This is a genomic window from Pantoea rodasii, from assembly GCF_002095465.1.
GTDB classification, from domain to species: domain Bacteria; phylum Pseudomonadota; class Gammaproteobacteria; order Enterobacterales; family Enterobacteriaceae; genus Pantoea; species Pantoea rodasii.
The window spans coordinates 219,252-235,258 of the sequence record NZ_MLFP01000005.1 but is presented as its reverse complement, the minus strand read 5'-3'; the positions used below and the strand labels follow the sequence as shown (position 1 = coordinate 235,258).

At 51.9% G+C, this 16,007-nt stretch carries 18 protein-coding genes and 2 pseudogenes; 5 read left to right on the top strand and 15 right to left on the bottom strand.

Going from position 1 to position 16,007, the window contains the following annotated elements:
• Position 1 precedes the first annotated feature (1 nt).
• The 9 genes and pseudogenes from HA45_RS09470 to HA45_RS09430 form a co-directional block, all read right to left on the bottom strand.
• Entirely contained in the window at positions 2 to 256 is a 255-nt protein-coding gene (locus HA45_RS09470; RefSeq protein WP_100702745.1) for an acyl carrier protein, read from the bottom strand.
• A gap of 11 nt (positions 257 to 267) precedes the next feature.
• A complete protein-coding gene (locus HA45_RS09465) occupies positions 268 to 525 on the bottom strand; it encodes a phosphopantetheine-binding protein (protein ID WP_100702744.1) in 258 nt (85 codons plus the stop codon).
• 3 nt (positions 526 to 528) lie between these two features.
• Positions 529 to 1,328: pseudogene (locus tag HA45_RS09460) on the bottom strand (lysophospholipid acyltransferase family protein).
• Entirely contained in the window at positions 1,318 to 2,049 is a 732-nt protein-coding gene (locus tag HA45_RS09455; RefSeq protein WP_100702742.1) for a beta-ketoacyl synthase chain length factor, read from the bottom strand. Before HA45_RS09455 ends, HA45_RS09460 begins: the two are co-directional and overlap by 11 nt.
• Before the next feature lie 197 nt (positions 2,050 to 2,246).
• Entirely contained in the window at positions 2,247 to 2,639 is a 393-nt protein-coding gene (locus HA45_RS09450) for a hypothetical protein (RefSeq protein ID WP_420849064.1), read from the bottom strand.
• A gap of 229 nt (positions 2,640 to 2,868) precedes the next feature.
• The gene (locus HA45_RS09445) at positions 2,869 to 4,239 is read right to left on the bottom strand and encodes an efflux transporter outer membrane subunit (protein WP_100702740.1); all 1,371 of its coding nucleotides are present in this window, start codon (positions 4,237 to 4,239) and stop codon (positions 2,869 to 2,871) included.
• A complete protein-coding gene (locus tag HA45_RS09440) occupies positions 4,236 to 5,324 on the bottom strand; it encodes an HlyD family secretion protein (RefSeq protein ID WP_100702739.1) in 1,089 nt (362 codons plus the stop codon). Before HA45_RS09440 ends, HA45_RS09445 begins: the two co-directional genes overlap by 4 nt.
• On the bottom strand, positions 5,321 to 7,000 hold the full coding sequence (locus tag HA45_RS09435; protein WP_100702872.1) for an MFS transporter: 1,680 nt from the start codon (positions 6,998 to 7,000) through the stop codon (positions 5,321 to 5,323). Before HA45_RS09435 ends, HA45_RS09440 begins: the two co-directional genes overlap by 4 nt.
• A gap of 2 nt (positions 7,001 to 7,002) precedes the next feature.
• A complete protein-coding gene (locus HA45_RS09430; RefSeq protein ID WP_100702738.1) occupies positions 7,003 to 7,434 on the bottom strand; it encodes a MarR family winged helix-turn-helix transcriptional regulator in 432 nt (143 codons plus the stop codon).
• 484 nt (positions 7,435 to 7,918) lie between these two features.
• Between HA45_RS09430 and HA45_RS09425 the strand changes: the two genes are divergently transcribed.
• Positions 7,919 to 8,176 (top strand): biofilm/acid-resistance regulator YmgB/AriR, encoded by a 258-nt coding sequence (locus HA45_RS09425; protein WP_100702737.1) that lies wholly within the window; start codon positions 7,919 to 7,921, stop codon positions 8,174 to 8,176.
• Positions 8,177 to 8,326: 150 nt separating this feature from the next.
• Positions 8,327 to 9,823: a SulP family inorganic anion transporter gene (locus tag HA45_RS09420; protein ID WP_100702736.1), complete on the top strand. Its 1,497-nt coding sequence runs from the start codon at positions 8,327 to 8,329 to the stop codon at positions 9,821 to 9,823.
• Positions 9,824 to 10,476: 653 nt separating this feature from the next.
• On the opposite strand, the gene HA45_RS09415 is transcribed toward HA45_RS09420, so the two are convergent.
• Positions 10,477 to 10,956 (bottom strand): hypothetical protein, encoded by a 480-nt coding sequence (locus HA45_RS09415; protein ID WP_128598917.1) that lies wholly within the window; start codon positions 10,954 to 10,956, stop codon positions 10,477 to 10,479.
• A 147-nt stretch (positions 10,957 to 11,103) separates the two neighbouring features.
• Positions 11,104 to 11,229: pseudogene (locus HA45_RS09410) on the bottom strand (DUF4113 domain-containing protein); the annotation flags it as partial.
• A gap of 351 nt (positions 11,230 to 11,580) precedes the next feature.
• On the opposite strand from HA45_RS09410, the gene HA45_RS09405 reads away from it, so the two are divergent.
• On the top strand, positions 11,581 to 11,802 hold the full coding sequence (locus tag HA45_RS09405; RefSeq protein WP_100702709.1) for a DUF2116 family Zn-ribbon domain-containing protein: 222 nt from the start codon (positions 11,581 to 11,583) through the stop codon (positions 11,800 to 11,802).
• Positions 11,803 to 12,128: 326 nt separating this feature from the next.
• On the opposite strand, the gene HA45_RS09400 is transcribed toward HA45_RS09405, so the two are convergent.
• The 4 genes from HA45_RS09400 to HA45_RS09385 are packed head-to-tail and all read right to left on the bottom strand — an operon-like array spanning position 12,129 to position 14,384.
• Complete coding sequence (locus HA45_RS09400; RefSeq protein WP_052696538.1) at positions 12,129 to 12,419, bottom strand: hypothetical protein; 291 nt, start codon at positions 12,417 to 12,419, stop codon at positions 12,129 to 12,131.
• Entirely contained in the window at positions 12,416 to 13,678 is a 1,263-nt protein-coding gene (gene umuC / locus HA45_RS09395; protein WP_100702708.1) for a translesion error-prone DNA polymerase V subunit UmuC, read from the bottom strand. Before umuC ends, HA45_RS09400 begins: the two co-directional genes overlap by 4 nt.
• The gene (umuD, locus tag HA45_RS09390; RefSeq protein ID WP_100702707.1) at positions 13,678 to 14,100 is read right to left on the bottom strand and encodes a translesion error-prone DNA polymerase V autoproteolytic subunit; all 423 of its coding nucleotides are present in this window, start codon (positions 14,098 to 14,100) and stop codon (positions 13,678 to 13,680) included. Before umuD ends, umuC begins: the two co-directional genes overlap by 1 nt.
• 50 nt (positions 14,101 to 14,150) lie before the next feature.
• Positions 14,151 to 14,384, bottom strand: a complete 234-nt coding sequence (locus tag HA45_RS09385) for a DNA polymerase V (protein ID WP_100702706.1) — start codon at positions 14,382 to 14,384, stop codon at positions 14,151 to 14,153.
• Between the two features lie 356 nt (positions 14,385 to 14,740).
• Here HA45_RS09385 and HA45_RS09380 point away from each other — a divergent pair, with 356 nt between their 5' ends.
• On the top strand, positions 14,741 to 15,232 hold the full coding sequence (locus HA45_RS09380; RefSeq protein WP_100702705.1) for a Panacea domain-containing protein: 492 nt from the start codon (positions 14,741 to 14,743) through the stop codon (positions 15,230 to 15,232).
• Positions 15,233 to 15,243: 11 nt separating this feature from the next.
• A complete protein-coding gene (locus HA45_RS09375) occupies positions 15,244 to 15,672 on the top strand; it encodes a hypothetical protein (protein ID WP_205960955.1) in 429 nt (142 codons plus the stop codon).
• Positions 15,673 to 16,007: the final 335 nt, after the last annotated feature.

Genomic DNA, 16,007 nt, shown 5'->3' with positions numbered 1-16,007 from the left:
ATCAGGCTTCGTCGCGCATGAGTTGGTCGACGGCGTCCACCACATCCTGCACGGTACGCACCGCGCGAAACGCTTCCGGTTTGATTTTACGACCGGTACGCTTTTGCAGGTGCACCACCATGTCTACTGCGTCAATGCTGTCGAGTTCGAGGTCTTCGTACAGACGGGCATCCGGGCGGATATCATCGGCTTCAATTTCAAACAGCGAGGTGAGCAGCGAGGCCACTTCCTGGTAAATTTCGTCTTTATTCATCATTTTGGCTGTTCTCAGGCTTGCTGTTGTTCAACAAACGCGGCCAGCGTGGCCACGGAAAAAAAGTGCGCGCGTAAGGTTTCGCTTTCAGCCGAAAGCTGTACGCCGAAGCGATTTTTCACCGCCAGTCCCAGCTCAAGGGCATCGATGGAATCGAGTCCCAGCCCTTCGCCAAACAGCGGCGCGTCAGTTTCAATATCGTCCGGGCTGATCTCTTCCAGATTCAGCGTGTCGATAATCATCAGTTTGATGTCGTTAATCAGTGCTTGCATAACTTACTTCGTCTCTTCAGGGACCAGTGCCTGTTGCAGGTGACGCGTCAGACGGCGCGCGGCGAGCGGCTGCGCATCCTCATCGGCTTCACTGAAGGCCTGGCTATCAATACGCGATTGTACGCGTACAGTAAAAAGTGGTTTAACCAGCGGAATCTGATACCAGCGACTTTGCTTATCGAGCATACGCTGGCTGCAACTAATGTGTACCACGCGCAGATCGCATCCGGCACGCACCGCAATATTGGCGGCACCGCGCTGCAGCTTCAGCGGTTCACCGTAGCGGGTGCGCGTACCTTCAGGAAAAATCAGGATAGTATCGCCGCGCGCCAAACGTTGCTGGCTATCTGGCAGCAAGGTATCGGCTTCGCTGTTAATCAGATAATCGGCAGATTTGATCACGCCATTAAAAAAATATTGTGCTGCAGTTCGGCCTTCACCAGACAATCCATTTCTGGCAGTACCGAGGCAATCATTACGTAATCGATTAACGAAGGATGATTGGCGACGATCAGACAGCCGCGATCCTGGCGCAGTAACTCCGCACCCATAATTTGGTAATCGTAGACGCCGACAAAACGACAGAAACGCAGGAAACAGCGGAAGCTCCACGCAATGCTGCTGCGCGCAATTTGACGACGGCGCAGGCCATCACGCTGAACCAGCAGTAGCAGGTTAAACCAGGTTACAGACAGCAGCAGGCCGCCCACGCTGAACAACGTAAAGCTGACGGCGGTCATCACCAGCCGCCAGTAAAAGTTGCAGGCAGCACGCCAGCGCAGGACAAGAGAATTAGCTGCCATGATGGCGCTCCCAGTGCCACAGGTGACGTTCACCGGCAATCGTCATTTGCGCATCACTCCGCAACATCGCCTGCAGGAATTGCAGACTTTGCGGCAACGGCGCAGATTCGGGGCGCGCGGATGTTGCGGTACAGCACCACTCAGCGCCGGATTGCAGCAACAGTGCCACCGCGTAAGGGGCGTTGAAGCGCTCAATTTCAGGCAGCCAGGGCTGATAATAGGCGGGGACAACGCCGTCGAAATCCACCAGCAGCACCTGCGCGTAGCCCGCCTGATGCAACGCCGTGACTTCAAGCAGCCCCTGCTGAAAACTGTCAATGCCCGCAGAGATCGATGAAGAGACCAGCGGCTGACGCGCCGCGATGGTTAAGCTGCCCACCGCAGAATTATGCACTGACATAGCAAAGTCGGTCGGCGACAGCGCCTGCTGATCTTTTAACGCCGTCAGTATGCGCAGATTGCGTTCCAGCTCACCGTGGCGGCTAGTGAACACAACGGCATCCACTGATTGGCGTGCCAGCAGCGTCAGTCCGCACTCCACAGCCGCACGGCTGCCCGCACTGAGGCGACGCGCGGTCATCATCGGCAAAAATTGGGGTTTGGCGATCGGTAAGGTGGCGTCCAGCGCAGATGCCTGCCCGGCCCAGCGCTGCCATTCGTCGGCGGTGCTGTGACCCGGTGCAATTGCGTGCCAGTCAACCAGGGTGTAAGCGAGTTTCATACCTGTATTCTTTCTTCAGCCTCAGGGATGGTCAGATTTTCGCTGTGCGGCATCCCTTCCCTGCTTGCGTTCGAGTCCGTCATCCGTCTCATGCGGATGTCGCCGATTAACAAGGCGGGCACATGGCCCGCCTGTTTTCTCTTTCGGCAGCGTTACCGCATTCTTTACAACAATATCTCAGCGGTGACGCATGGCGCTTATTTTACCGCTTGAACCGCAAGGCGCGTCTGGATGCCCTGATTCAGGTTCTGAATCCAGTGATTATAGTTACGGTGGATCTGACCGCTGCCTGCTTTCAGATTGGTACTGCTCACGTAATCAATACGATAGCTGTTGGCGGTGTAGGTGATACGAATATCCGCCGTGTGACCGCGCTCGGACAGTTGGCCGTTCATCACGCCAGGACCCGCCGGGGAAATCACCCAGTGGTTGGCTGCACCGGCTTCAACGATAGCACGCTGCATTTGGCTATCCGTGTAGCTCTGCCCAACGGTCTGGCTTACGTTCTGAATCGGTGCGGTGCGCGGTGCACAGCCGGTCATTAATGCCGCCGTCACGATCAAGGCGAAAGCCGCTTTTTTATTCATCATTTCCTTTTTTTCCCCTGTCATAGCCAATCGCCGGATGGGCGACCGTGCAAGTCATCAAACTGGCACTGATCCGTTCAGACTTTGTAAAGCGCGCGAATAATACCACTAGATGTAAAGACAAGTAAAAAAAGCACGAATGACTTAAGAACCGCCTCACGCCATGGCAAAAGCAGAATTTGCCGGGTTTACAGCAGAAAATATGCCGCAAATTCGCTTTGCGGCATCATGTTTACCCCTGCCAGCCGCCGCCCAGCGATCGGTAAAGATCGATTTGTGCGAGCAGCAGAGTATTTTTCACTGAAACGATGTTGAGCTGAGTGCTAAACAGCGTGCGCTGAGCGTCCAGTTCATCCAGATAGGAGGCGTATCCGTTCTGATAGCGATTGTGTGCAATGCGGTACGCTTCTGTGACATAGCCTTCCTGCTTCTGCAGTTCCGCTAGCTGTTCCTGGCTACGGCGAATGGCATCCAGCGCGTTATCGACATCCGAAAAGGCACTGCGTACCACTTTTTCATAACCGTACAACGCCTGATTGCGCGTTGCCATTGCCACATCCACCTGCGCCGTTAGCGCTTCGCGATTGAGCAACGGTGCGAGAATGCTGCCGCCAATGCTCCACAGGCGGAAAGGATTATCCAGCAGCTGATGCAATTGATAACTTTCCAGCGTGCCGCTGGCGGTAAGATTGAGCGATGGCAATAAATCCGCTTGCGTCGAGGCCAGCGAAGCATCCGCTGCGATCAGCTGACGCTGCGCCTGCACGATATCAGGACGGCGGTTGAGCAGCTGAGACGGCAACAGCGATGGCAGCGTCTGCGGTTTGATGTGGTCAAACGCAGTGGGGCGGGCAATCTCACGCGGGTTCATGCCCACCAGCACGCTAAGCGCGTTTTCCTGCTGCTCGATCTGATGCTGTAGCTGCGGCACCTGCGCTTTGGCAGTTTGATATTCCGATGCGGCCTGCATCCACTCCAGTCGCGAGGTGTAGCCGGTTTCAAACTGGCGCTGTGCCAGATTGAGTGAGTTTTCACGCGTGGCTAGCGTGGCTTCGGTGACACGCAATTGCTCATCCAGTGCGCACAGGCTGAGATAGCCGGAGGCCACCGAACTGGCGACGGTCAATTCCGCCGCCGAGGCTGCGGCACGCTGCGCATCTAGCGAAGCTTGCGAGGCGCGAATGCTGTTGCTGCGGCTGCCCCACAGATCCACCTCATAGTTGGCCTGCAACAACCCCTGAAATACCGCGTTCTCATACGGTTGCCCGGTCACAGCCGACAACGCGCGCTGATGCGTGGCCGCCACGCCCGCCGATAACGTCGGGAAGTTGTCACCCTGAGCCGCACGCAGCTGCGCGCGATACTGATCGACCCGAGATCGGGCAATCAGGATATCGCTATTATGCTGCAACGCCTGGTTGACTAAGCGATTGAGGTCGTCGTCGCCAAAGCGTTGCCACCACTGCGCTTCGGGTGCTGCTGAGGGCCCCACCTGCTGGCGCCAGCTCTCCGGGATCGGCAACGATGAGGGGGCTTTTTCCACCTCTGTCGCACAGCCGCTGACCATCAACGCCATCAACGAGGCGAGGAGTAACCGCTTCATGGTGCATCCTTGTGCGGCTCTGCTGCGGTATCAATATTAACTTCAACCGACATGCCAGGACGCAATCCTTCCGTGTCATCCAGAATACGGATGCGCACCGGAATGCGCTGAGCAATTTTGACAAAGTTACCGGTGGCATTGTCTGGCGAAATGGCACTGAATTCAGAACCTGCAGCGGGCGAGATAAATTCAACCCGGCCGTTAAAACGCTTGCCGTCGAGCGCATCCACACGAATGGTGACCGGTAAGCCCGGACGCACACGTGCCAGCTGCGTCTCTTTCAAATTGGCGATCACCCACTTGTTGTCCGGCACCACAGAAGTCAGCCGCGTGCCCGCCGTAACATAAGTGCCTTTGCGCACTGACAGTTGCCCCAGCTGTCCGCTATCGGGCGCGATAATGCGCGTGTTAGCCAGATCGATATTGGCCAGTTCCAGCGCGGCTTTGGCGCTTGCGACATCGCCTTCCAGTGAACCGCGATTTACAATCACCGTTTGTAAACTCTGCTGCGACACCGCAACCTGCGCATCGGCCTGGCGGAGTTGCGCCTGCGCCTGCGCATTGGCCGCGCGCGATGCATCACGCTCGCGCACTGACAACGATCCATCGGCTGCCAGGTTTTCCACACGCTTAAGGTCCAGCGTGCTTTTCAGCGCCTGCGCTTTTGCATTCTCCAGCGCGGCTTTATTGCTGAGAATATTCGCTTCGGCACTGCGACGCTGTTGCTGGTTGTTATTTTGTGCCGCGATTTTCATATCCAGCTGCGCCTGCGCCTGATGCACGCGCTGGCGATAGATACGATCGTCAATGGTCATTAGCAACTGCCCTTTAGTGACAGGCTGCAAATCCACCACGTTGACGTCGGTCAAATAGCCGCTCACCTGCGGGCTGATAAAGGTCACCTGACCGCGCACGTAGGCGTTTTCCGTGGACTGAATGGTGCTGGTAAACGGCCACAGCTGCCAGGCGTATAAAATCACCAGCACACCAACAATCACGATGCCGCTGCCGAAAGCGATGGAAAGAATACGTCGGCGGTTGGCGCGTTCGCGCTCCGCAGCCTGAATATCGTCCTGTTGGCTCATGAATTCTCCGTCGGGTTTGAAGCTTGCTGACGCTGTTCCGTCAAAGTACGGCGTGCCTGACGCCAGTTGATGTAACGCAGCCGCGTCAGTCGCCACAGCACCCACATCAGGGTGATCAACGCCATCGCAGCAGTGAGTAAATAGGTGTCGTTATAGGCCAGTACATTCGCCTGCAGCGTGGCCACGGTTTGCAGTTGGCTCGAACTCTGTGCGCTGAGCAAAACGTTATCGGACAGCTGGCTGCTAAACAGTGAACTGTATTGGCTCAGCCGCTCGGTGACGTTGGGATCGAGCTGCGAAAGCTGATCGCCCAGCAGGCTGGAGTGATATTTCTCCCGCCACGTCTGGAAAGTACCGAGAATGGCCGAGCCAATCAGCCCACCGAGATTTTGGCTCATACCAAACAGCACCACAAAACTCACCAGATTTTTCGGCTGCGTGACCACACCGCCAATTCCTAACAGCATCGCGGGCCCGAGGAAAAAGGCGCTGCTAAAGCCGAGTAAAAACTGACTGAAGTACAGATTGTTGCCGCGCGTCAGCGGGCTCGATTGCGCATCCATGTACGACGCGACGATCATCACCACCAGCGAGGTGACAATCGGCCAGCTAAGATGCGTTGGCTTGATGGTGAGCGCACTGGCGATCATGCCAAAAATCACCCCGGCGATAATCGCCAACGCCAATCCACGCATCTGATCATTCAGCAGCCCGATCTGTTGCAGGAATCCCACCGCGCCGGTGTTCTGCTCCGCCAGCACGATACGCATCATGATCATCACAATGCCCAGCCGGACAATCATGCCGTTGCTCAGCCATCGGGTGTTAATCAGCGGGTTCGCGCGGTTATGTTCTACCACCACCGCCGCGACAATCAGCACCAACGAGATGGCTAATGAAATGCCCAACCACGGCGTGGTAAACCACCACTCGATGCGACCCAGTGACAAAACGCCGCACAGCAAAGCCATGCCCGGTGCCAGCAATATAAAAGTGACAAAATCCATCTTTTCAAACGCTTTGATACGGTCGCCGGGCGGCAACTTCACCACCAGTACACAGCCGAGCGCAATCAGTGCCAAGCCAAGCTCAAACAGATACAGGCCGCGCCACTCTTCCAGCTGCAACAGTTCTGTTGAGAACAGGCGGGCCAGCGGGATCGCCAATTGTGAGGCGGTAATGCCGATCACCAATGCTTTAAGCCGATGTTTGGCCGGCCACGCTTGAATCTGGTAATAGATGCCCAGCGAGCTGAGTGCCGCGCCCACCATGCCGTGCGCGGTGCGGACAATGATGGCGGAGCTGAGATCGTTGGCAAGGATGTGGAAGAACGCCACGATGACGTAAAGCACCAGGAACGCTTCGGTAAATAGCCGCAGGCCGAACTGCTGGCGGAATTTCACCAACAGCAGGTTGATGGAAATATTGCCCATCACATAAACGGCCGGCAGCCAGGCAATTTCATTGCTGTAGGCGCCAAAGGTGCCCTGAAGATTGGTCAAATTGGCGGTCACCAGCGCATTGCTGAGCGCGCCGGTGATGGAAATCAGCAGTCCGATAATGCCGAATGCCACGCGCTTTGAGGGCGAGTGGATTGGGGTCGAGGGTGAGCCTGGCAGCATCGGCTTTTCATGCGGCAGCCATTCACGTTGAGCATAGGGATTGCGTTTTGCCACGATCACATACTTCCTAATCGCGCCAATAACTGTTGCAGCACCTTCTCGGTCACCGCCAGCGCTTCAGGATCGATATCAGCCAGCAGTTGCGTACGCAAAGCGTCCGCCTGCGTTTTCACTTCGTCAAAGGCCACGCTTCCCTGCTCGGTCAGCACCAACAAACGTTTGCGGCGATCTTCTTTGGGCTGAACACGCGCCAGTAATTGCTGTTTCACCAGACGATCCACCAGCGGTACCACGCTCGCTTCTTCTAATCCCAACAGTTGGGCCAACGCTTTTTGAGTTGGCGGCTCGGTGGCAGTGGCTACCGTCGCGATGGCCATCCAACTGCTCATGCTCAGGCCGCTCTCTTTGAGGCGACGATCAACCGCCAGCCGCCAGGCATGGGCCGTTAAATGCAATAAACGCGAAAAAGGTTGTGGGTAGTCGCTCAAAACGTAGTAGCCTAATGGTTAGGTATCTAACTAACTGGGTGCGTTATTATAAACAAAGCGCACGCACGATGAAAAGTTTGCTTACATTAGCCATGTTAGTTCACCTGTTCACTCTCTCGCATTTCCCACCAAAATGTAACGCTTTGAGCCTAAATTTGACTCTGTACAGCTATATTGTATAAGTTTGCAGTCTCTCGCCAAATATAAGTGCATGTTAAATAAAACAAAGCACGAATCACTCAAAAATATCATTGTACAAGTTAAGTTACTTTGTATAAGTTTACACCCCGTGAGCCGGCTAACGGCTCCGTAACGAATGATGCACTTTGCGTCGCCTCTGAAGGTGTTTTTGGATTTCCACCTTCAGAGGTGTCTTTTTGCGTTGGTTGATGAGTTTGGGTCTTGCGCGCCTGTCCGCGCGTGAATTTTTCATCATGGAACTGAGGGCCTGGTTGCCATCAGACCGATCTTAAGGGCTTCACACATGCAAAACGCCGCTACCAGCAGCGCAGCTATCGCTGACTATTTTAAACTCGCAGGCAACAGCGACAGCACTGAGATGGAAGTTTTCGGACAGATCATTGCTGAAATCCTGCAGGCCGGCAAACCGGTCACCAATAAAGCCATTATTGCTTCGCTGATTAACCGCCTTGAATTGGAAAGCGATGTGATTCAGCTGGATATTTATCGTCATTTGTTGGAACTGGTTGTCAACAAAACACCGGACGACCTGTCGGTTTAACACCGGATTCCAGGGACGGAATCACTCTCTTCTTCGCTCTCCGCTAGCTTCATTTCTCGATGCCCGCTAACATCATCCGCGTTTACTGTCTAACTGGTTAATGCCTTGCCGTGACGGCATGTGCAAAATAATAAAAGAGCCTGCACATTTATGAGCAAATCCCCTGATCACGCCCCTGAGGCGAACGATATTACCGTGGGCAGCGTTTTACGTTCGCCCGCGCTGTTAACCCGCGAGTGTCTGGCGGGCGTCATTACCGCTTTGGCATTGATCCCAGAAGTCATCTCCTTTTCAGTTATTGCCGGTGTCGATCCGAAAGTGAGTTTGGTCGCTTCGGTGGTGTTGTGTCTGACCTTGTCGATTTTAGGTGGCCGTCCGGCGATGGTCACGGCGGCGGCTGGCTCAGTGGCGCTGGTGATTGGCCCGATGGTGCACGCGCACGGTGTGGAGTACATCCTGCCTGCCGTGATCTTCGGCGGTATCATCCAAATCATCTTTGGCCTGGGCGGGCTATCGCGCATGATGCGTTATATTCCGCGCTCGGTGATGCTGGGTTTTGTCAACGCGCTGGGTATCCTGATCTTCTTTGCTCAGGTGCCGCATGTTTGGGGTCAGTCTGGATTGGTCTGGGTGCTGTTTGCCGCAACGCTGGCCATCGTGTTGTTGTTGCCAAAAGTACTGAAGAGCGTGCCGTCACCGCTGGTGGCGATTGTGGCCGTCACCGCTGTGGCATTGCTGCTGGGCTATCGCGTGCCCAATGTGGGAGATGAAGGCCCGATGAGTGCGGGTTTGCCCGGCTTTACGACCCTGCTGGTGCCGTTTAATCTGCAAACGCTGCAGATCGTCTGGCCGACAGCACTGAGTATCGCGTTTGTTGGCTTAATGGAGTCGTTGCTGACCGCCAAACTGGTGGACGATATTACCGATACCCCATCCGGAAAACGCCGTGAATCCTGGGCGCTCGGCATCGGCAATATTTTAGCCGGATTTTACGGCGGCATTGCGGGCTGCGCGATGATTGGCCAGACCATCGTTAACGTGGAACTGGGTAAAGCACGCACCCGCATTTCCACCCTCGCGGCGGGTATTGTGCTACTGCTGATGGTAACCGGGCTGAGCCAGATTATGGCGCAAATTCCCATGGTGGTTTTGGCCGCCATTATGATGGTGGTGGCGGTGAAAACCGTGAACTGGCATAGCCTGCAGCCCGCTACGCTCAAGCGCATGCCGTGGTCAGAAACCTCAGTGATGGTACTGACCGTGGTTGTCACCGTCTGGACCGGCAACCTGGCGCTGGGCGTACTGATCGGCGTTATTCTCGCCATGATGCTGTTTGCCCGCCGTATTGCCCATGTGATCCATGCCGAGCGCCAGTTGAGCGATGACGGTGAGCAAGTGTATTACACCGTGCGTGGCCCGCTGTTCTTTGGCAGCAGCAATGATTTATTTGAGCATTTCGATTACGGCCACGATCCGAAAATCGTCACCATTGATCTGACGCACGCCCAGATCTGGGACGCATCCAGTGTCGCCGCGCTGGATGCCATTGAATATCGCTACCAACGCCACGGTGCAACCGTGCAGGTTATCGGGTTGGATAACCGCAGCAGCGATTTCCGCGATCGGTTAAGTGGCAATTTGGGATGATTGGCGTGGCGCTTTAGCGGCCTGTCAGCGCAATTTTACGGTAACACCCAGCGGCTATTTCTGACGAAATAGCCGTTTTTTATATCCGGAAAGGTTGCGAACAGGTATTAGGGCATAAACAACAAAAACAAAAAAACCGCCCTTGGGCGGTCACGACATTGCTTATATTGCTTTGTTTTAATTCGTTTTTATTTACTACTGAATATGGTGCCCGGGGCGGGACTTGAACCCGCACAGCCATAAGCCGAGGGATTTTAAATCAGTCTTTTTAATCACTTTAAACAACAATTTAACCAATATATTCATAATATAATGAAATCACATGACTTATATAAATCATATAGTTAGTGATTCACTCATTCGCTTATTATGAAGATATATTTGGAGTTTTTGAAGCGTTGAGTGGAAGTTATAAAATTTCGAACTTTTCACAAAAAAAGGCGCACAAGGCGCCCTATTATCAATCATTACTTAAAAAAGTAAACGCGACGAACCGCTGTGGGCGTATGCCCAAATGTGTGAGGTGTATGGGTCGTGCCCGTACCAAAAATACGCGATTGAATCACCTCTTAATGAACCAAACAGATAAGCAATTAAAACTAGAACTACTGGGACGGCAGCAGCAATAGCCAGAAAGTAAAAGGCTTTCCACATTAACTTAGGATACGCGCTACGAAGACGGTTGATAATGGAGGAAAGTACAAAAAGCCAGATAAATGCGATAATCGGCATCGCAAAATAAACGCCGGTAGTGCCAAAAAATATGCCAAGTAGTAAGGCGCTCCAGCCACCTTAACGGCTAAATCCCATGCCGTGTAAAGCAATGAACCTATCCAGCTGAAAGGCGCGGGGGTGTTCATAAGGAGCCATGAGGCGTTTAGTGCCGGAAATGCAACTAACCAGTACAACACTAATACCGGCCCAATGAATGCTATCAGCGTTTTGAACTCATCCCAACTGATATCGATACCACCAGCGCCTCCGCCTCCGCCTCCAGATGCATGATCAGTTTGTGGATGTAATGCAGCCTGTAAATCCCTCTCATGGCGGTAAGCTGCATCCGCGTAGTCAAATTCCTGCGTATTGTCCGCGTAGGTTCTATATTTCCCGTTTTCGTCTCTGTAAACACTCATTCCTACATCCTTATTTGAGAATATTCTGAACGATTATTTAATCAATCACAGTGTTTAGCAAGACATGAAAAAGGGCGCAAATGCGCCCTTCCCACTCCACTAAGTAACAGGTACTGCTGGTTGTCGTCAATTTCTAAGCCGGGAGAGTCACCTCGCCACTGGCAGGTCCGAATATCGAGTGGTGTATGCCGGAGACAACATTTCCCGCTTCATTGTCCACGATTTCTGAATACCCTGACCTGCGAACCATGGCTTCCACTTCCCGCTTTGGTCTGAGCCGTTAGTATCAAATGCCGCTTCGCTAGCTTTTCCTCAGTGCCATCCTATTATCAATGTGTCACTTCTACTTACCTGTGATGTTGACCAACTCTCATTGGAAATGTTTGGCATAGGATTGTGCCAGCCCGGCCTGCCACCAGTAACGGGCTTTTATTTTTCAATAGGGTATGACGCAGGTTCTTATCCAGAGTGATACCTCGACCACCACCACATCTTCTAGTTGCTCACCCTCTACCAATCGAAGCTTTTTACTTAGACCGGAGCTAATTTTTATTGTCTGAAACTAAACCTTAGATATGAGCTATCATTGCTTAAATTTTGACGACAATGCATTAGGAATTAATTATGGATGATGTAGATCTGGCGCAAGAACGCGAAGAGGCTCACTTGGCGGCTTCGATGTCAGCGCGTATACCGAGATTAGTTAGCCGAAACGGCAACTGCATCTGGTGTGCGGACGAGCCAATCGTTGCAGCAACAGCTTTCTGTTCGGCCGAATGTGGTGAGGATTACCACAAGCATAAACGTGAGATGAAGCAGAGAATCACTGGTGATTTAATGACCTGAGTCGTATCCATTAGAAAATAAAATCCTGCCGGATAATTCTTATCATCGATCATTTTCGGAGCGTTTCGGAAAGTGATGCTACTATATCCCCGTGATACACACAGCAAACGTGTTGTTTTACGAGAAGAGAATTTTAGCATTGAACGAATTTTGGCCCGCCTCTGTGCGGGCTTTTTTGTGGGCTCTAACTAGTAAATTATTCAGAAAGCGTTATTATCCAAAAGTTCTAGTTTTCCTCGGGACTACCAACACTCCATTGATGTATCAGGCATGTAATTGTTGCCGCCCGGGTGACTGTTGTTTCCCGGGCTTTTTTATTCTGGGCATTAAATTGGTGAGCCGTCCTGTTCATGTATCGCGGTGACCTCATGCGTTACCACCCCCACAACAGCCACATCCTCAAGCAAATCATCTTCCAGTGTAAGGCCGTCATCCGTGATAATCCGGCTAGGGTGCAGATAAGCGTGACCCCATTCATAGAGGCCTGACATATCGAGCAAAACAGTATCGCCGTTTTGTGGCCGCCGCTTCTCATCAACTATGCAACTCCGCCCCTTCCACTCCACCAGGTAGCAGGTCGTGCTGGTTGCCATGACCTTTTGAACCGGCAGCGTCATCTCGCCACTGGCAGGTCCGAATAGCGAGTGGTGTACGCCGGTGACAGCATTTCCCGCTTCATTGCCCACGCTTTCTGAGTACCCTGTCCTGCGAACCATAGTTTCCCCTTCCCGCTCTGGTTGAGGCCATCTACAACGCGCATCAGCGCCTCACTGTTGGCCTGTGGTTTGTGTTCGTCAAAGAGATTGAGTTGTGAAACACCCTGGCTGAAAAAGTCGCCCAGCATGACGCCTGCCTTCATGTAACGCCGATTATCGAGCCAGATGCGATCCAGCATCTCCATAGCAACTCGGATGATGTCGCGGGTGTCATTGGATGGAGTCATCAAATTACCCATAGCCTGATTGCCGTAGTAAATTTCATTTTCTGCATGTGGGCTGGTTCGGACGAATACCGCTACCTGTCTGCAGAATTGACGTTCTCCGCGCAGCTTCTCCGCAGCACGCTCCGCATAAGCGCATATCGCCTGTCGCATCCCCATGTATTCGGTTATCCGTGAGCCAAACGAGCGTGAGCAAACAATTTGCTGTTTAGTTGGTGCGAACTCTTCTATCTCAAGGCATTGCTCGCCACGCAACTCTCGCACCGTTCTCTCAAGCACCACATTGAAGTGCTTACAGATGATATAAGTGCTCTGCTCTGAGAGGTCTTTGGCCGTGATGATGCCCATGGCATTTAGCTTCTTGCTGATTCGACGGCCAACGCCCCAGACGTCTTCGACTGGCACAAGAGCCATTAGCTTCTTTTGACGGTCAATATTGGACAGGTCCAGCACACCGCCTGTCTTTGACCATTTCTTGGCTGCGTGATTTGCCAGCTTAGCCAATGTCTTGGTTGGCGCGATACCAACTCCAACAGTGAGATGCGTTTCCTGCTTTATGCGCGCCCTTACACGGCGTCCGAAGTTTTCCAATGGCTCAATCCTGCTCATTCCATCAAGCAGCATAAAGGCCTCGTCTATTGAGTAGATTTCAACAGCAGGCGCCATCTCTTCAAGCGTGGTCATTACCCGGTTAGACATGTCAGCGTAGAGCGCATAGTTCGAACTGAAGATGTGGACACCATGCTTTCTGAACTCGTCTTTAAGCTTGAAGTAAGGCGCGCCCATTGGCACCTGCAACTTTTTGGCCTCAGCCGAACGAGCGATCACGCAGCCATCGTTATTGGATAAGACAACAACCGGCTTACCGCGCAGGTCAGGACGGAAAACAGTCTCACAACTAGCATAGAACGAGTTCACATCAACCAGGGCGAACATTATCGACTCATCGTTTTAATGGAGTGCTTCACCACGCCAAATATTTCAAACAGGTCAGGGTCAGTAATCTCTATGACTGAGTGAGCAGAGTTCATTGGCTTCAGTTGTAGAAATGGCTTAGTTATTAGCTGCTTTACCGTGAACTCACCACCCAATGAAGCAACGATAATGTCGCCGTGTTCGGCCTTGACTGAGCTGTCAACAACAAGCATGTCGCCATCACTGATTCCAGCGTCAATCATCGATTCTCCACTTACCTTGATGAAATAGGTCGAGCTGGGATGACTGATAAGCAGGCTGTTAAGGTCAATGCGTTGCTCAACATAATCCTGCGCCGGTGATGGGAAGCCACACGGAACCCGGTCATTGAACAATGGCAACTCTAAAATGGCGCGTAAATCCGCAGGCTTGTAAAATTTCATGGCTATGGTCTCAATAGAAGCACTTCATTACGCGTTTTATATTCATTAGATCAACCATTTGGATTGAACACCTGAAATACACGCTCCTCTCCCTCACTTGAGGATATATCCCGGAAAGTGGTCGTGTGCGTCTCGATCCACTTATTGGCGTCACGCAGGGAATAATCCCACTTGTAGCGTTTAAGCACGGTAACAAAGTCGAGGGTACTGATGGTAAAGCGGCCTTCGGCATCACGCGTAATCGCCTGCCTAAAAGCCATCATGATTTCGTAGTCGCGGGGCATGAGATGTTCCTCCATAACTTTACTGTATATACGCACAGTATTATTTGTAAGAAGAACCTTATCAAGATGCTATTAGGGAGGTTTTTGTAAAGTCTTTGGCGGGTATGGGAATTTTGTTGTAGGGGTGTAAAAATTAGCTCAAATCACATTCAATAAGTTAATCGTGCTGTCATTCATGAATCCTCAGCACATAATGTTATCTGCGAACGGTGGCGGCTAACTCCGTTACAATATAATATGTGCATTGTGATGTGCTTGGGGTTATTATAATTACTGTACATCCATACAGACCACTCTTAGGTAGACACCTTTAGAGAAGTTTTCACACATCTTAATTTTAACGAAGGAGGCATAAGATGGCTTACTCAGCTAGCGCGGTAGCTAATGCCTTCATTGAAAGAGCAGCTCAGGGTAAGATCTCTGATCTGACTCCTATGAAGGTTCAAAAGCTGTTGTTTTACACACAGTCTTGGTTCCTCAAGCTCTATGGTAACACTCCAATAATTGACGATAGTTTTGCCAGATGGCGTCACGGGCCAGTCATTACTTCGCTTTACCATGACTTGAAAAATTACGGATACACCCCCGTAATGAACAAAATAACCAGAGCGGTTCCATCTCCAGATGGCAATGGTATTAGACTGATAACACCTGAAGTTGACCCTAATGATAAGACAGCAACTGAACTCATTGATCGCATTACTGAAGTTTATGGTAAGTTTTCAGGCACTCAATTATCAGCAATGACTCACGCCCCGGGAACTGCGTGGAGTCTACGTGGCGGTGATGGATCAATTATTAATTTTGATGAAATGGCCAACTACATCCATCCTAACCAAAATGCCTAAATTGGAAGATCATGGAAGAGCATCCTAAGGTAGACATTCTAAGTCAAGTAGTCCCTCCAGCTGATGCGGGGCTACTTGCTCCTGAAAACTCTCAAGTCGATGAACCACCTCATACCGCTAAGGGCGAGGTAGTTCGTGAAGAGAAATCTAGCGAAAAAGACCTTATGTTACTCAATGAAGAGGTTGAGGACAGAAAGGCTGATAGGGCTCTTCGAGAAAAGTTTGGCGATAAAGCGTACAAGGTTGTTAGAAAAACATTGTATGGGTGGGCCATACTTCTGTTCTGTTATGGGTTCTCCAGAATCTTCGGTTTCACGATATTCCCAGACCCAGTCATCATAGCAATTACATCTGCTGTAACTTTAAATGTTTTTGCTGCGTTTTTGGGAGTTATACGTGGTCTATTCCCCACTTCTAAAACGTCAAAAGAAAAGGATTAACCCGGCCACCGCGCCGGGTTTTTTGTGCCCCAGCATAGAACAATCCTAACCTAATAACTTGTCAGACCATTCCCACATAGATACAACTGACATTGCCCTAGCCTTTAATAGCTACACGCATACAGGATGTTGCGCGTTAGCGTACGAGATTTGCAGGTCAACCCTGCCATGAACCACTTTGCCCGCCACTGCGCGGGCTTTTTTACGCATGATGCATGGGAAGGGATTGGCGGGAAGGGAATTTTGTTGGAGTGTAACGGAGTGAGGAGTTCACCTGTACTCACCCAACTCGCAGTCTGCAAAAAGATAGTCGCGGCACATGCCTGCCCCGTTAC

Bases quoted from the DNA above. Each gene is read 5' to 3' on its own strand.
- HA45_RS09470 (WP_100702745.1), bottom strand. From the start codon at position 256: ATGATGAATAAAGACGAAATTTACCAGGAAGTGGCCTCGCTGCTCACC.
- HA45_RS09465 (WP_100702744.1), bottom strand. From the start codon at position 525: ATGCAAGCACTGATTAACGACATCAAACTGATGATTATCGACACGCTG.
- HA45_RS09455 (WP_100702742.1), bottom strand. From the start codon at position 2,049: ATGAAACTCGCTTACACCCTGGTTGACTGGCACGCAATTGCACCGGGT.
- HA45_RS09450 (WP_420849064.1), bottom strand. From the start codon at position 2,639: ATGATGAATAAAAAAGCGGCTTTCGCCTTGATCGTGACGGCGGCATTA.
- HA45_RS09445 (WP_100702740.1), bottom strand. From the start codon at position 4,239: ATGAAGCGGTTACTCCTCGCCTCGTTGATGGCGTTGATGGTCAGCGGC.
- HA45_RS09440 (WP_100702739.1), bottom strand. From the start codon at position 5,324: ATGAGCCAACAGGACGATATTCAGGCTGCGGAGCGCGAACGCGCCAAC.
- HA45_RS09425 (WP_100702737.1), top strand. From the start codon at position 7,919: ATGCAAAACGCCGCTACCAGCAGCGCAGCTATCGCTGACTATTTTAAA.
- HA45_RS09420 (WP_100702736.1), top strand. From the start codon at position 8,327: ATGAGCAAATCCCCTGATCACGCCCCTGAGGCGAACGATATTACCGTG.
- HA45_RS09415 (WP_128598917.1), bottom strand. From the start codon at position 10,956: ATGAGTGTTTACAGAGACGAAAACGGGAAATATAGAACCTACGCGGAC.
- HA45_RS09405 (WP_100702709.1), top strand. From the start codon at position 11,581: ATGGATGATGTAGATCTGGCGCAAGAACGCGAAGAGGCTCACTTGGCG.
- HA45_RS09400 (WP_052696538.1), bottom strand. From the start codon at position 12,419: ATGACGCTGCCGGTTCAAAAGGTCATGGCAACCAGCACGACCTGCTAC.
- umuC (WP_100702708.1), bottom strand. From the start codon at position 13,678: ATGTTCGCCCTGGTTGATGTGAACTCGTTCTATGCTAGTTGTGAGACT.
- umuD (WP_100702707.1), bottom strand. From the start codon at position 14,100: ATGAAATTTTACAAGCCTGCGGATTTACGCGCCATTTTAGAGTTGCCA.
- HA45_RS09385 (WP_100702706.1), bottom strand. From the start codon at position 14,384: ATGCCCCGCGACTACGAAATCATGATGGCTTTTAGGCAGGCGATTACG.
- HA45_RS09380 (WP_100702705.1), top strand. From the start codon at position 14,741: ATGGCTTACTCAGCTAGCGCGGTAGCTAATGCCTTCATTGAAAGAGCA.
- HA45_RS09375 (WP_205960955.1), top strand. From the start codon at position 15,244: ATGGAAGAGCATCCTAAGGTAGACATTCTAAGTCAAGTAGTCCCTCCA.